This is a genomic window from Pseudomonas sp. GW-45 (assembly GCF_056896675.1).
The window spans coordinates 1,047,903-1,063,583 of sequence record NZ_CM167674.1; the positions used below are offsets into that span (position 1 = coordinate 1,047,903).

The window sequence follows — 15,681 nt, forward strand, 5'->3', positions numbered from 1 at the left end:
ATGGCGACTGAAATGTGGTTTTGGCGACATAGAGCAATGAGGTGATTTCAACATTATTGATAAGGTGCTCAACCGGGTGGATTGAGCGCTTCGGCAACGTAAAAACCCCTCTAATTCCATGCTTATTTGGTTTGTAGCAATTATCGTGCACATTTTTGTGTTGGTCTGAAAATTGCTGCATTTGCAACATTAATCACAGTGAGGGTGTATAGAATGTTTAAGTCACTACAAGGTCAGGTTGCCATCGTTACTGGCGCAACGCGTGGCATCGGCTTAGGGATCTCCAAACGCTTTGCTGAGGCGGGCATCCAGGTATTGGTGGTGTCGCGCGCGCAAGCCGACGGGGATCGGGTGGCTGCGCAGATTGGTGCAGGGGCCACAGGCTTTGCTGCTGATGTGAGTGATGCGGCGGCCTGTCAGGCAATGGTGCAGGTGGCCATCGAACGCTACGGACAGATTGATATTCTGGCGGCCAATGCTGGGATTTTCCCGTCTTCGCCGCTGGCTGAGATGACGGTCGAACAGTTTGATCACGTGATGAATACCAACATGCGTTCGACCTTTTTGTGCACTCAAGCGGTGCTGCCGTACATGAAAGCGCGCCACTTTGGGCGCATTGTCCTCACCAGCTCCATTACCGGGCCTGTGACTGGCTTTCCCGGTTGGAGCCATTACGCGGCCAGCAAGGCGGCGCAACTTGGCTTTATGCGCACCGCCGCGCTTGAAGTGGCGCGAGATGGCATTACGGTCAACGCGGTGATGCCTGGTAATATCCGTACTGAAGGACTTGAAGGTATGGGTGCTGATTACCAGGCGGAAATGGCTGCTTCCATTCCGACTGGCGTGCTGGGAGAGGTGGCAGATATCGCCAATGCGGCGCTTTTTTTCGCAAGCCTTGAAGCCTCATTTATCACAGGCCAAGGCTTGATTGTGGATGGTGGGCAGATATTGCCCGAGTCAGCGGCTGCGCTTGCTTAAGCGGGCAAGGGCGGAGTAATCCGCCCTGTTCGGTCTAGATGCGCGCAAGCAGGCGTGCGAGGGTGTCGATCAGCTGATCGGCATTGTCTTGGGTAAAGCACAGTGCCGGGCGGATTTTCAGCACGTTGCCAAAGGCGCCTGCCGCGCCGATGAGGATGCCCTCATCCTTCATAGCATTGATGATCCAAGTGGCAAGTGCTGCATCAGGTTTTTTGTTGGGGCCTGAAAATTCAAGACCAATAAATAGCCCGGCACCCCGCACCTCACCGATACGGGCATCACGCTCGCCGAGTGCTGCCAGGCCAGTGCGCAGATAGTCACCCACGCGCTGGGCGTTGGCGATCAGTTGTTCCTGCTCTAGCACTTTAAGTACAGCATGGCCGGCGGCGGCCGCCACCGGGTTAGCACCAAAGGTATTGAAGTAACCAGTTTCTCGGACAAAGCCATCTAGTAGCTCGGGCCTTGTGACAACTCCGGCCATCGGGTAGCCATTGCCCATGGGTTTGCCCATGGTGACGATGTCCGGAACGATATCGTGCAGGCCAAAGCACCAGTGACCCTGGCCGGTCCGCCCAAATCCGGGTTGTACTTCATCGGCAATCAACAGCCCGCCGTTGTTATGAACCACCTCTAGCGCCGGTTTTAAAAATCCTAGGGGGGCGGCGAATACGCCGTCACTTGAGAAGATGGTGTCGACCAACAGGCCGGCAAAGCGGATGCCGTGCGCGGTCATGTCATCAATGGCTGCTTGCAGGTCGGCGGCGAACACCGCACCTACATCACTGCCTTCGGGCAACTGGTAGGCGCTGGGCGCGCGGATGGTGCGCACGTGCGCCGGCAGCGACGTACCCTTTTTGTAGGACGAGGGTGAAACTGCCATTACAGCGCTGGTGTTGCCGTGATAGGCAGTTTCCGTGACCACGATGCCCGTACCACCTGAATGCAGGCAGGCCATGCGCAAGGCAATGTCGTTGGCCTCACTGCCGGTGCAGGTCAGTACCAGGACTGAAAGCGCTGCGGGGTAGGTGGTCAGCAGCGCCTCGGCGTAATCATTAAGGTTTTGGTATAGATAGCGGCTATTGGTAGCCAGAGTTGCGGCCTGTTCGGCAATCGCCTCGACCACGGCCGGATGGCAGTGTCCGACGCAGGGCACGTTGTTGTATACATCCAGATAGCCGCGCCCGTTTTTATCAAACATTTGAGTACCTTGGGCGCGAATAATTTCCAAGGGCTGCTGGTAGAACAATACCGAAGATTGGCCAAAGGACTTAAAACGGCTTTCAACCAGGCTTTGGGTGCGCGCGTCCAGGTTCGCGCCGGCGGCGTCAAAGCGGTTCAACTGCAGAATCTGTTTGGCATCGCTCATGCGTCGCGCTCCTGAGAACGTGCAAGAAAGTTCTGCCCCATGGTTACGGTACCGCGTACATAGGTTTCACCCATGCTTTGCGCCATGGGGGTTTCGGCGTGGCTTGCTATCCAGGCGGTGAGCTGCATACGACGCAGCATGATGAAATTGTTAACCATTCCCACATCCTCATCGGCCACCGGACTGACGCTGCGATAGCCCTCCAGCCAGGATTCAAGCAGTTGTGGCACTCGCGGGTCTAGCTCAATAAAGCTGATACAGGCGGCAAAGTCGTAGAGGTACCAGCTAAAGCCGCAGTCATCAAAATCCACCACTGCTAGGTTTTCACCTTCTACCAGCAGGTTGGCTAGGCGCATGTCACAATGCACCAGACCAAAACGGTTTGGTGCCTCGCCGTAGGCCTGGCACAGGGACTTAAGGCGCGTTTGTACCTGCTCCAAGAGGCTGATGTCGGCGGCTGTTAGGCCTTGTGCTTCACGCCAGTCGCCCCAGTGGGCTTGGGGGCCGATCAACGTGTCGAAATTCCAGTGTTTACGTACAAACCCGGCAGGCGCCTTCCATTGGCGACTGTGCTGGTGTAGGCGTGCGTTGGTCGCCCCCAGCATCCGGTACCAATGGCCTAATTCACCTTCCAGAGAAGGTTCCTGGCCTTGGATAAAGCTGAAAGCGGTGATGCGGTGGGTGATCTCGCCATCTTCAATCTTGTGGATCCATTGCCCGGTATTAGTGCGCAGTGGCTCTGCGGTATGCACTAAACCGGACTCATGCAGCGCGCCAACCCAGGCCAGTTCCGATTGAATCTCGGCATCGGTGTGGTACTCGGGGCGTTGCATGCGCATCACCAAGCGGGCGCCTGTGGTGGTGTCTTCAACCAGATAGGTGGCATTTTCGGAGATCGACAATAGCTTGAGTGCTGCATCGCTGGGCATGTCCCAGGCGGGTAAGGCTAGTTGCAGCGCCTGTTGCAAGCGTTGCAGAAATTCAGGCTCGTACATCTTACTTTGCCCCTCTGATGGGTTTTATGTTGAAAGTTCAACATTTACACTGCAACAACTATGCCTATTACTGTGTTTTTGAATGAAATGCTACATTTATGGAGGTAGACTTGTGGTAAGTCGACCAAAAGTTTTTGGCTTTTGTTGCGTTTGTTACATCGTGTAGACTCAGGCCTCTATCCCAAGGAGCTGTTATGTCCAAAGCCAAAAGTGCGCGTCATGCCAAGATTCTGGCTGAACTCGTCAGCAGCCCGAGCCTGCGTATTGCTGATCTGGCGCGCCTGCACGGTGTAGCTGCCGAGACCATCCGTCGTGATCTGGATGAGCTAACGCGCGCCGGCTTGCTCAACCGCACTTACGGCGGTGCGGTGAAGGCCGCGCCGGCTGAACCCGTGTTCAGTGAGCGGCATTTGTTGTACGTGCATGAACGCGAGCAGATCGCTGCCCGCGCAGTGGCTGAACTTAAAGGGGCCAAAACCCTGTTTGTAGGCTCGGGTTCGACCACGGTGCATATTGCTCGGCGCATGGCGGCTGAGCTTAAAGACCTCACAGTGCTGACCCATTCCTTTGGCGTGGCCACGGTGTTTGCCCACAACCCACGCATCAAGGTGATTGTGCTACCCGGTGAGTATCAGGGCAGCGAAGGGGCCATGGTCGGAGCCCAATGCCTGGATTTTATTCGCAACTTTAACGTTGACTGGACCATCCTGGGCGCCAGCGGCATTGGTATGGAAGGGCCAAGCGAAGCGTTGATTGAGTGCAGCGTGGTGTATAGCGCCATGGCCGCTCGCGCTCAGCAAGTGATGATTGCAGCTGACCACTCAAAGTTTAATTTGATCTACCCAGGCCAGTACCTCACTTGGGCGCAGGTTGACTACCTGGTATGTGATCAGGCACCACCCGTCGAGCTGGCTAGCTGTATTGGCGCCGGTAAATTGCGTCTTTAATCGCATAGACGGATGCGCTCTAGGTAATCCTGAACGTTCTCGGGAGGCCTATCCCGGAACTGATGGGCACGTAGTTAAGAGCCACTACTCGTATTCCTCCGCCCAAACTCCACCGGGCTAGATATCACGGCCTATTGCCTAGGGTGGCGCATCTCCCTGCCGACGAGGACATGCGAATGACTGCTTCTGGCCGATAGCGCCGGTCTGATTTAAGCCGGCGCTATCGCTGGTCAGACCTCGGTCTGCTCTGCCATATCAAGAGCGTCTTTCACTTCTATTCCCAAATAGCGGACTGTGCTTTCCAGCTTCGTGTGGCCCAGTAGAAGCTGAACGGCCCTGAGGTTTTTCGTCCTACGGTAGATCCGTGACGCCTTGGTGCGCCGCAGCGTATGGGTACCGTACAGCGCAGGATCAAGGCCAATGGATAATACCCAAGCTTTGACGATGCGAGCGTATTGTCTGATGGAGAGGTGGTTTGAACTGAGCAATCTGCTCGGAAACAGGAAATCCTCACTTCGCAACTGGGCCTTATTTATCCAAGCTTCTAGCGCCTTCCGAGTTTGCTCGGTGATTTCGAACTGGACTGGTCGATGAGTTTTCTGCGCATCACAATCGCCCGAGACGACACTTGTGAACCATGGGCTATATCTCTCACTCGGAGCTTCGTTAAATCGCAGGCCCGTAATTTGCAGTCGATTGCCAAATTGAAAAGAGCTAGATCTCGAGTTTTTTCAGCAATTTGGAGCCTCACTCGAATGGACCAAATATCTCTGAGCCGAAGCGGCGCTTTCTGACCGACCAGCTTGCCTTTATTCCAGGGTTCACGAGCAACAGTGGTGTTCATGGCTTGTCCTCCACGTCATGGAAGATAACAATGAATCTATATGGCAAAAGACGCCAATCGGAATAATGCTCATGGGCTTGTTGCCGGTTAAAACCCAAGGATAAGGAAATGAATGAGGCAGATTGAAAATGGACATTGATCAGCTACTTGCACGCTCGGCGTTACTAGAGGACCGCCTTGCTAATTTCCTCGCACTACCTCTACTCGAAGGTACCAGTCGCCTCCGGGCGTCCAGGTCCCTTGCTAGTCTTGGGTTTGAGCACGCACAAAGCATTAAATATTTGGTGGCAGCAGGCTTGTGCACATCCGCGGCGGCTCTCCTCCGGGTTCAGTATGAATCTCTTGTTCGCGCGCTATGGACTCTTTATGTGGCAACAGATGGGCAAGCTGAGTTAATGCTTCAGGAGCTCACTGAGAAAAGCGCCAAGAAGGCCAGCAAAATTCCGATGCTAAGCCAAATGCTAATGGAAATTGAGGATAAGGCGCCGCATGCTCCCGTGTCGCAGCTGAAGGAGTTCAAACACTACTCGTGGCGGCCGCTAAGTTCATTCGTACACGGAGGTATACATGCGGTAAGTCGCCACGGAAAAGGTTTCCCACTAGAGCTGATCTTGATGGAAATACGGCACTCGAACGGGTTGCTCGGGATTGCGGGGAATCTACTTCTGATCCTTGCAGGTGTTCCACCAGAGGCTGGAAAAATGGCTGGTATTTACGCAGAGTTCAAAGATTGCTTCCCACCTGTTGATCCTCCTTTCAAACGGCGATCTGAACCAGCGCATTGATCTCTTTGAGAATATCCTCTTCCGCTACCGGGAGTCCGCTTTTGGCTGATGGCCACCTGTCACAATAGTTAGGTATCGCTCCAATGCGGCTACAAGCTCAGGTGTAAGCATCATATGTGCGTACGAGCAGATATTCCGGAGCCGCGAGCGCCTATTGCGCCAATCCAAGACCTTCTGAGGCATGCATTCTCCATTTATGAGCTTACGTGTAACGACGGCGGCTGTGCCGTCGCGTTCGCAGTAACTGAATCGCCTCTGGTTTAGTAGACTCCCCCCTCGTCTGGCCTGCCTTCAAGCACACCTGTTAGCTATGCTCACAAGTGCGGGCTCGCTTAGAAGCTAAGCACTAGGGTGAATGACCAGTGGTGGTAATGCAATGATGCCCCCTTCTTCTACGGCGCACCTGCGCCGTTACTCCCAATCCACGGGGCAATCCGTGCATCCGGTCATTGTGACGTTGAGAAAGGCCCCGTAATGCAAGCGTGCACCACTGAGGTTGGCGTTGCTAAAATTAGCGTGGTTGAATTTGGATTCTTGCAAGTTGGCGTCTCGGAGATCGGCATTCATCATGTCTGCTTTTGGCAGCCAAGCCATTTCTAGGTTGGTCGCACGTAATATCGTTTCGTGCATTATTGCACCACTGAACTTGGCGAACTCGAGATTGGCACCCGTGAAATCGGCTTGTTTGAACTGGCCGCCTTGAGCCGTCAAGTTCCAGCCGTTGATCCCGATAAAACTTGCCCCTTCCGCGTGAACACCCCGCATGGCGGTTTGTTGCAAACTGGCGCGGTTGAAGTTGGCACCGTCTATTTGTGCTTGGTCCAGCTTTGCTTGATCAAGCACGCTGTGCCTTAGATCCGCGCCACGTAAATCCGCGCCAGTGAAGTCGGCCTTGTGCAGGTCCATGTGGCGTAAGTCAGCATTACGTAAGTCTACGCCTAGGCACTTCGTGCCGGGTATCAGTGCACAACCGTTGATGGTTTGAATATCTTCTATGGCGATATCAGCACTTTGCGCGTTAGCACATGTGCTAGATAGATGAATAATTGCGGTGAGAGATGAGCAGAGTAATCGCTTCATAATGAACTCCAAAGCCCTGCCCGCAACCGGGCAGGGTGGTCGCTGGTTAGTCGTTAGCCCATGAAGGCAGTTTAAACACCCAGAAGGAGCCGCCTTGCGCCACTGGTTTGGTGAGCTCAGCCATGTCACCGCCCCAGAGTGGGACCGCACCACCGTAGCCTGTAGTTACGCCGATGTACTGCTCGCCGTCCTGCTGCCAGGTGATCGGCGGAGAGATGACCCCAGTTCCGGTCTGGAACTCCCATAGCTGCTCACCGGTTTTAGCGTTAAAAGCCTTGAAGAAACCATCGCCAGTGCCGGTGAACACCAGGTTGCCGGCAGTCGCCAACACGCCACCCCAGAGCGGCAGAGGTTCCTTGTGCTCCCAGGCAATATCGCCGGTTTGGGGGTCCATGGCCCGCAGGATGCCAACATGATCGTCGTACATACGTTTGATGCGGAAGCCCATACCCAGATAAGCCGACCCTTTGTTGTAGCTTACTTCTTCCGTCCAGTAATCTTCTTTCCAGTGGTTGGCCGGAATATAGAACAGGCCAGTATCCTGGCTGTACGCCATAGGGCTCCAGTTCTTGCCTCCCAGGAACGGCGGTGACACCTCAACTGACTCACTGCGCTCTTGACCAGGCTTCAAACGTGGCGGACGTTGCCCTGGATTCTCGACTGGACGGCCGGTTTCCAGATCAATCTGGCTAGCCCAAGTGATGTTGTCTACGAAAGGGAATGCATTCATCAGTTTGCCGTCTTCACGATTGACAACATAGAAGAAGCCATTCCGGTCGGCGTGGGCGGTAGCCGGCGTTTTTTTGCCTTCGTTGTCGTAATCAAATAGCACCAGCTCATTGTTGCCAGAGAAGTCCCAGGTATCGTTTGGAGTATGCTGGTAGAACCACTTTACTTCGCCGGTAGTGGCGTCGACGCCAACCTGACCTGACGTATAAAGGCTATCGTAATCGCCCGGTTCACCCTCGGCAGAGGTACGTGCCCAGCCGTTCCACGGAGCGGGGTTGCCGGCACCGATGATTATGGTGTTGGTTTCTGAGTCAAAGCTGGCACTCTGCCATGGCGCGCCGCCACCCTGACTCCAGGCCGCGACCTTGCCAGTAGGTGAGCTTGGATCATCCGGCCAGGATGGCGCCTTAACGTCGCCGGTGGGCGTGCTGTTTTTACCATTCAAACGTCCCATGTGCCCTTCTACGAATGGGCGCATCCAGATCTCTTCTCCGGTCTCCGGATCACGCGCATACAGCTTGCCAACTATGCCGAATTCGTCACCCGATGAGCCATGAATCAGCATGGTCTTCCCCGTCGCTTGATCTTGCACAATGGTGGGCGCGCCGGTCATGGTGTAACCGGCCTTATGGTCACCAAACTTCTCACGCCAGACCACCTTGCCGGTGTCTTTGTTAAGTGCCACGATTCCAGCGTCCAGCGTGCCGAAAAAAACCTTGTCGCCGTAGATGGCAGCGCCGCGGTTTACCACATCGCAGCAGGGGCGGATATCGTCTGGCAAACGATGCGAGTAGCTCCACAGGCGTTTGCCAGTCTTGGCATCCAGCGCAAAGATGCGCGAGTAGGAGCCTGTTACGTAAATAACTCCCTCGTGCACGATAGCTTGGGATTCCTGGCCACGCTGCTTTTCGTCGCCGAAGGAGTATGACCAAGCGGGCGTCAGTTTAAAGACGTTTTCGTCGTTGACCATATTCAGCGGGCTATAGCGCTGGGCGTTGGTACCCATGCCGTACATAAGTACGTTTTCAGTGCTCAGATGATCATTGGCGATATCCTCCCAGCTAACCGGTGTGGCGGCTGCGGGCCCTGCTGCCAGGCCGAGGGCAGTGGCAATCACGATGCTCTTGATAGCCTGGCTGACGGGTGTCAACGAGGTAAGTTTTGTTGTTTTCATGGAAGTGTTCCTGTTGGTCGTTGAAGGTATCAGCAGTGCTGATCCACGACTCATGGTGGGCATGTGGCAGGGGTGGCGATACGGAAAATGACCCGGTAACGGCGGGAGAATTGCCCGTGCCCGAGGCGGTTGGTAGTGCCCTGTACGGGCTAGTCCAACGGAAGCAGAGAATCGCATCTAAAGGTTTAGGCAGATCTGTGTTGGTGCGTTTTGATCGCTCTGCAATAGGTGTTTGCATGAATGGTAAACACTCAACCTACTACCAACGAACTACCCCCGAGCCACCAAAGCAGCATTGGGATCACTGCGGCGTCTTCCTACCATGTCTCTCGACAGCAATGTACTTCCGTTCTCGACACGGCCTAGAGGTAAGCAGCATGACCTATAAGAATAAACTGAAAGTGACCGCGCTCAGCTTTGCGCTACTGGCAGGTCAGGCATTTGCTCATGGTAATGTAACGCCACAAGCAGTAGATACCAAAGGACTTGAAGCGCTGGGGGAGGAGTGGCGCGACACCAATCCCTATCGTGAAGGTCATCCGCAACACGAGCTGGCTATCAAGGTGGGTGCTTCTGCTTACAACCAGAACTGCGCTGCCTGTCATGGACTTGAGGGTATTTCTGGTGGCATCACTCCCGATCTACGTTATTTGGAAGTAGGCGACTACGGAGATGAGTGGTTTAAGGAACGGGTAATCAACGGTGCTGTGCGCGATGGTCGCGTCTATATGCCAAAAATGGCTGATTTTCTTAGCCAAGAGGCTTTGTGGTCGATCCGTACCTGGCTAGAAAGCGTTGCGGTGGAGGAATAACGCCATGCTGCGCAGCGGATTGTTTATTGCGTGCCTACTGCTCGTTTTGCCAGCGCAGGCCTACAACATGACGCATATTCGTGACTACGACGAAATAGTCGCCTCGGGGGTGCTGCGCGTGGCGCTCTATCAAGACTTCCCTCCTTACAGCTTTGTGCAGGATGAAAAGCCTCGTGGCGTCGATGTTGTGCTCGCCGAGACCCTGGCTGAGGGTCTCGGCGTCACGTTGGAAATCCAATGGGTTCTCGCCGATGAGACCATTGATGGCGATTTACGCAACCATCTATGGAAAGGCCATTACCTACGCCCAGGCCAGATAGCGGACCTTATGTTACGTGTCCCTTACGACCGTGACTTCAGTAATAAACGCGATGAGCTTGGTCTTCCAGCGCATGAACTCGTGCACATGTTTGGCCCCTATCAGCGTGAGCGCTGGCAGGCAGCCTATGATCCGCGCAAAATCAATGCGGTACCCAGTATCGCAATTTTCCAGTATTACCCGGTGGGCGTAGAGGAGGACTCGGTACCCTCGTTCTATCTTGGCTCAGTGATGCACGGTCAACTCGCAGGCATGATCCACCATTACCGCAACCTGGGTCTGGCTTTCGATGCAATGGTGGCGGGAGAGGTTAATGCCGTGATGGGAACTCAGGCCGAGATTGACTGGCTGCTCTCCCAACATCCGCAGGCAGGCATGCAACTCACCGAAAATGCCTATCCCAACATTGGCAAGCAGGTGTGGGAGCTCGGGATGGCAGTCCACGATTCCAACCGGCAATTGGCCTATGCGCTCAGCGATGTCGCCGAAGCCATGATACTTGACGGCCGCATGGAGCAGCTTTACGCAGCCTATGGCCTGCGCTATACACGTCCGGTGTTTTACCAGTGAAGCGCAGTCAATAGTCGCTTGTTCCTGCACACTTGCCATCACCGATCTACCTGCATCATGAATGCGGCTACTGGGTCGGCAATCTCCACGGTGGTCCAGCCATTCGGCCCCGTGACGGCCATAATCACATTCGTCTTTTTACCTTCACCATGAAAAGCGAAAAGTACCGATATGTATAAGCACCGATATTGGGAAGGAACTGTTTTTACGGCCAGTTCAAGTTGGGTGGGTGTTTGCAGTTTATAGCGGCTGATCGATCGGGGGCTCGAGGGCAGCGCGTTTATCACGCGCTGCTAGGCTACGTGGCCAACGGAGGCATCCTGCGCCAAAAAACGCCGTCTATAAAATCATTATCCTGCAGTAGGTGCTCGCATTTAGCACTTCTAAGCTGCCGGCATGAGAGAACCGGTAGTGCTACCAAGTGATGAGATAACTCACCCCTGCGGTTAATTGTCGCCAAGGGCTGGTCAGCCAAGAATTATAACCAGAGGCGGGAAATTTTCCCGTCTCCCCGCTGACTCGACCAACACAACAATATATCTCAGAGGTAGCAGCAATGAATCAACGTGCCCGCTCTCCCTTTCTTCTGACTGCGCTGATAACCGCGATTAGTTTTTCCGGTGTGGCATCCGCGAACGTCACCAATGAAGACATCCTTAATGACGCCACCAATACAAACCAGATCGTAACCAATGGCCTGGGTACCCTAGGTCAGCGCTACAGCCCACTGACGATGCTCAATGCCGACAACGTTGAGAAGTTGCAGCCGGTCTGGGCCTTCTCGCTTGGTGGCGAGAAACAGCGTGGACAACAGTCACAGCCCATGATCAAAGACGGTGTGATGTATGTGACGGGTTCCTATTCGCGTGTGTTCGCAGTCGATGCGCGCACCGGCACCAAGCTGTGGCAGTACGACGCTCGTCTGCCGGACGGCATCATGCCATGTTGTGACGTAATTAACCGCGGCGTGGCATTGATCGATGATCTGGTGATCTTCGGTACTCTGGATGCCAAGCTGGTTGCGCTCAACAAGGACACCGGCAAGGTAGTCTGGCGTAAAACGGTAGCCGACTATAAAGCCGGCTACTCGATCACTGCCGCGCCCCTGGTCATTAATGGCAAGCTGATCACCGGTGTATCAGGCGGTGAATTCGGAGTGGTTGGTAAGATCGAAGCCTATAACCCAACAAATGGCGAGCTACTCTGGACACGCCCGACCATTGAAGGCCACATGGGTTACACCTATGAGAACGGCAAGGCTGTAGAGGCCGGCATTTCCGGCGGCGAAGCCAATCGCACTTGGCCTGGTGATCTCTGGAAAACCGGCGGCGGCGCGCCGTGGCTCGGCGGTTTTTACGATCCAGAAACCAACCTGCTGTTGTTTGGCACGGGCAACCCGTCACCCTGGAACTCGCATTTGCGCGAAGGCGATAACCTTTACTCTTCATCCCGGCTAGCGCTTAACCCGGACAATGGCCAGATCGTATGGAGTTTTCAGACAACTCCGCACGACGGCTGGGACTTTGACGGTGTAAACGAACTGGTTTCCTTCAACTACGAGGAGGGTGGCAAGGAAGTTAAGGCGGCAGCGACAGCTGATCGAAACGGCTTCTTCTATGTTTTGGATCGCACCAACGGCAAGTTCATCCGAGGCTTCCCCTTTGTCGATAAGATCACCTGGGCTAAGGGGTTGGATGACAACGGGCGGCCGATCTATGACGATAACTTCCGTCCGGGCTCGCCTACCGAATCGGGTGATGCCGGTACCCAGGTGTTCACCGCTCCAGCATTCTTGGGTGGCAAAAACTGGATGCCGATGTCCTATAGTCATGACACAGGTTTGTTTTATGTGCCGTCTAACGAGTGGGGTATGGACATCTGGAATGAAGCCACAGCCTATAAAAAGGGCGCGGCTTATCTGGGCGCAGGTTTCACCATCAAGCCGCTGAACGACGACTACATCGGTGTGTTGCGCGCCATGGACCCTATAACCGGCAACGAAGTGTGGCGCGTGGAAAACCCCGCGCCGCTGTGGGGCGGAGTACTGAGTACTAAGGGTAATCTGGTTTTTACAGGTAATCCTGAAGGCTACCTGATGGCGTTCAACTCGCAGAATGGTGAGAAACTCTGGCAGTTCAACACCGGCTCTGGCGTCATCGGTTCCCCCATCACTTGGGAAATGGACGGCGAGCAGTACGTCTCGGTTATGTCAGGCTGGGGCGGAGCGGTGCCGCTATGGGGGGGTCATGTTGCCGAGCGGGTGAAGAACTTCACCCAAGGCGGCACGTTGTGGACGTTCAAACTTCCTAGCAGCGCGGCAGTCACCCAGCGCTAACTGAAAATGTAGCCTGTGCAATACCAAAAAGGGTCGGCTTTGCCGGCCCTTTTAATATGTTCAGCTGCTGCTTTGGTCTTACCCCTCTCATGCTTTGGTATCGAGTGCATCACTGAGAGGACAACCCTGCGATACCCTTGGGCTCATTCCGCCGCCGTCAGTGAGCAGCCGTGCACGAACTTCCTCTGAGTCGAACGCCCGACGACCACCGTAAATACTGTCTGTGCCGCGCCGACAATGGTCTTTTGTACCTGCTGATCAGTGATACTGACGTCAACCAGGCAACGGCGGTGTTTCAGGTTGCTGTGGGCAGCCACAGTGAACCACAGGCGCTGCCAGGGTTGGCTCACTTACTCGAGCACATGCTATTTATGGGTTCCGATCGCTACCCAGAGCCGGGCTTATTTCCTGCCATGGTGGCGCGTTGGGGAGGGCGGTTCAACGCCAGCACGGCAGCGCAGGCCACCCGCTATTTCTTTTCAGTAGGTGCCGAAGGACTGGATGAGTGCCTCCATCAGTTGACGGATATGCTCGCCGCGCCATGCTTTGCTCCCGAGCAGATAGCCGGAGAACGTAGCGTCATTGATGCCGAATTTCAGACTCGCTTGGCTGATGACGCGTTGCACGAGCAGGCAGCGCTGGCACAGGCTTTCAATCCGTCGCACCCGCTGGCCAGGTTTACCGCGGGTAACGCCGATAGCCTGGCAGGCACTACTGAACAACTCGCTGGCGCACTGCATGAATGGCATGGTCGGTATTACCTCGCAAGTCGCATGGCTCTGGTTATCCATGCGCCGCAGTCTCCGGAAGAGTTAAAGGCTTTGGCTTGTCGCAGCGCGGCACAGCTAACGTTCGGGAAGACCTCATTGCCTTTGCCACCGCCCATGTTCGCTGATGCCTCGCTGCCTGCACAGCTTTCCTGGCAAAGCGGATCGGGGCAAAACGACTGGACGCTGTGGTATCCGCTTAATGGCTGCGCTGCTGGCTGCATCGCACAACGCTGGCTGTGTGAATGGCTGAATATTTCGACGCCTGCAGGTGCATTAGGATATCTGCGTAAACGTGCAGGCCTGGCTGAGCTGCATGCCCGCATTGTACCGGGTGCTCACGGGCAATCTTTATTGCGTATTGAACTGCAAGCGCTGTCCCATTGCGCGGAGCCGGGCCCGGTGCTGGCGCAATTAGATGCCTGGCTAGTGGCGCTCGCACAGATGGACCCTGCCAACTGGCCACAAGCCGAGCGTCAGGAACTTGCCGAAGAGCACTTCGGCCATGGGCCGCGGGGTGAACCGATCGACTGGTGCCGCCTTTACGCAGATCGCCTGCTGACACAGGAACCGCATCAGGTGTTGGATGTCAGCGGCGCTACGTTACCGATATTGACCCAGCATGACTGGCAATGTCTGCTCCGCCAATTACGGCCGGATCGCCGCCTTTTGGTGAGGCGCGTCAGTGCATTGACCAACGCACAGTCGACTCCCTGGACAGGCACCGTTTACTCGTTGCAGTCGCTAAGCCCCCCACCGCTGCCCGGTATACCGGACCTGGACAGCCTGCTCTGGCCGCGTTTTAAGTCCCTGCCTGAGATTCCAGCCGGGTTAGGCTCAAGCGGTAAGATGCCGGGGCTACGGCTGCGATGCCTAACCGGATCAACCCATCGCGAACTGCGAACGCGCTTTGCTTGGTGTTGGCCTCCAGGGATAGGTAGCCAAACGGATCTTAGCTGGCTGCAGGCCTGCTGGTCAGTGCAAGGCGACGTGCTTGAGCGTTGGGGGCAGGCGGTCGGTATTTGTCTTTCCTGGCGTCTCGCATCGGACCGGGTCGAGCTTGACGTTAGTGGCCCGGCGAAGTGGGTGCCAAGCTTTGTGCGTGAGCTACTCACGGCGTTTCAGCTGCCACCTGACGGAAAGCTACTGCCATTGATTGCGCATCGCCAGCGTGCATGGCAGCGGGAGCAGGAATACGCCTTGCCAGCAAATCGTCTACTGCTGGCAATGGAGCAGGGTGTAACGGTTGAGTCCGCGGGCACAGATACTCAGCGGCGCTGGTCTCGTCTTTGTCGCGCTGCGCAGGTGTACTGGTTGAAGTACGAAGGCTGGCCGCAGGCTGAGTGCGCTCAACTGGCCAAGTTGTTACTCAATCTTTGTCCGGCGCTGTTGCGCCCCTTTGCGAGCTTTCCTGTCCCGGTAGGCCTTAAAGGCAATGTGCGCGTCACAGCCGTAGCTTGCCGACACCCGGACCGAGCGTTGCTGCTATATCTGCAGGCTAAAGACGATAGTGCCCTGGAAGCCGCCTGCTGGAGGCTGCTGCATCATTTTTTGGCGGATCAGTTTTTTGCCGAATTGCGCACTCGCCAGCAGCTTGGTTACTGGGTTGCCGCACGCCTTCATCGCCACGCCGGCCGTGCCGGATTAATGCTGCTGGTACAGTCACCAATCAAATCCCACAAGGTCATCGAGTCTGCCATAGCAAACTTTCTGCAACAGCAGTGTGGCATCCTCATGACACTGTCCGAGGAGCAACTGCATACAGAGGTTATGCATCTTGCACACTTGTTGATGCAGCAGCGACAGGATCCGCTTCAGCAATTTGAAGCTGCATGGGAAGACGGTTTATGGCAGCGTGAAGAGCGGTTGAGCGAAGAAGCCGCAGCACTGCAGAAAATCACCTTAGCGCAGTGGCAGGCGTTTCTTTCCGCGCTTCCGCACTGCACACGCTGGCAGTTGCACAGCGCCAACTAATTCCTC

12 protein-coding genes are annotated in these 15,681 nt (G+C 55.3%); 7 read left to right on the forward strand and 5 right to left on the reverse strand.

From position 1 onward, the window contains the following. The first annotated feature begins 213 nt into the window (after positions 1-213). The gene (fabG, locus tag AC1XYH_RS04730; protein WP_483325511.1) at positions 214-978 is read left to right on the forward strand and encodes a 3-oxoacyl-ACP reductase FabG; all 765 of its coding nucleotides are present in this window, start codon (positions 214-216) and stop codon (positions 976-978) included. Between the two features lie 34 nt (positions 979-1,012). On the opposite strand, the gene AC1XYH_RS04735 is transcribed toward fabG, so the two are convergent. Together AC1XYH_RS04735 and AC1XYH_RS04740 are read right to left on the reverse strand one after the other, a co-directional pair. Continuing rightward, positions 1,013-2,344, reverse strand: a complete 1,332-nt coding sequence (locus tag AC1XYH_RS04735) for an aspartate aminotransferase family protein (protein WP_483325512.1) — start codon at positions 2,342-2,344, stop codon at positions 1,013-1,015. Continuing rightward, on the reverse strand, positions 2,341-3,339 hold the full coding sequence (locus tag AC1XYH_RS04740; protein WP_483325513.1) for a phosphotransferase enzyme family protein: 999 nt from the start codon (positions 3,337-3,339) through the stop codon (positions 2,341-2,343). The genes AC1XYH_RS04735 and AC1XYH_RS04740 overlap by 4 nt, the downstream gene beginning before the upstream one ends. A gap of 194 nt (positions 3,340-3,533) precedes the next feature. Between AC1XYH_RS04740 and AC1XYH_RS04745 the strand changes: the two genes are divergently transcribed. Continuing rightward, positions 3,534-4,286, forward strand: coding sequence for a DeoR/GlpR family DNA-binding transcription regulator (locus AC1XYH_RS04745; protein WP_483325514.1), 753 nt, complete (start codon positions 3,534-3,536; stop codon positions 4,284-4,286). Positions 4,287-4,516: 230 nt separating this feature from the next. On the opposite strand, the gene AC1XYH_RS04750 is transcribed toward AC1XYH_RS04745, so the two are convergent. Then, on the reverse strand, positions 4,517-4,978 hold the full coding sequence (locus tag AC1XYH_RS04750) for a tyrosine-type recombinase/integrase (RefSeq protein ID WP_483326304.1): 462 nt from the start codon (positions 4,976-4,978) through the stop codon (positions 4,517-4,519). A gap of 280 nt (positions 4,979-5,258) precedes the next feature. On the opposite strand from AC1XYH_RS04750, the gene AC1XYH_RS04755 reads away from it, so the two are divergent. Continuing rightward, complete coding sequence (locus AC1XYH_RS04755; protein WP_483325515.1) at positions 5,259-5,915, forward strand: DUF6988 family protein; 657 nt, start codon at positions 5,259-5,261, stop codon at positions 5,913-5,915. A gap of 411 nt (positions 5,916-6,326) precedes the next feature. Here the strand turns inward: AC1XYH_RS04755 and AC1XYH_RS04760 are convergent, their stop codons facing one another. Together AC1XYH_RS04760 and exaA are read right to left on the reverse strand one after the other, a co-directional pair. Further along, positions 6,327-6,995, reverse strand: coding sequence for a pentapeptide repeat-containing protein (locus AC1XYH_RS04760; RefSeq protein WP_483325516.1), 669 nt, complete (start codon positions 6,993-6,995; stop codon positions 6,327-6,329). A gap of 46 nt (positions 6,996-7,041) precedes the next feature. Beyond that, positions 7,042-8,898, reverse strand: a complete 1,857-nt coding sequence (exaA, locus tag AC1XYH_RS04765) for a quinoprotein ethanol dehydrogenase (RefSeq protein ID WP_483325517.1) — start codon at positions 8,896-8,898, stop codon at positions 7,042-7,044. Positions 8,899-9,275: 377 nt separating this feature from the next. On the opposite strand from exaA, the gene pedF reads away from it, so the two are divergent. From pedF to AC1XYH_RS04785, 4 genes are all read left to right on the forward strand, one after another. Continuing rightward, the gene (gene pedF, locus AC1XYH_RS04770) at positions 9,276-9,710 is read left to right on the forward strand and encodes a cytochrome c-550 PedF (protein ID WP_483325518.1); all 435 of its coding nucleotides are present in this window, start codon (positions 9,276-9,278) and stop codon (positions 9,708-9,710) included. 4 nt (positions 9,711-9,714) lie between these two features. Continuing rightward, positions 9,715-10,599 (forward strand): substrate-binding periplasmic protein, encoded by an 885-nt coding sequence (locus tag AC1XYH_RS04775; protein ID WP_483325519.1) that lies wholly within the window; start codon positions 9,715-9,717, stop codon positions 10,597-10,599. Positions 10,600-11,155: 556 nt separating this feature from the next. After that, on the forward strand, positions 11,156-12,934 hold the full coding sequence (locus tag AC1XYH_RS04780; protein ID WP_483325520.1) for a PQQ-dependent methanol/ethanol family dehydrogenase: 1,779 nt from the start codon (positions 11,156-11,158) through the stop codon (positions 12,932-12,934). Positions 12,935-13,104: 170 nt separating this feature from the next. Then, positions 13,105-15,675: an insulinase family protein gene (locus tag AC1XYH_RS04785; protein WP_483325521.1), complete on the forward strand. Its 2,571-nt coding sequence runs from the start codon at positions 13,105-13,107 to the stop codon at positions 15,673-15,675. Positions 15,676-15,681: the final 6 nt, after the last annotated feature.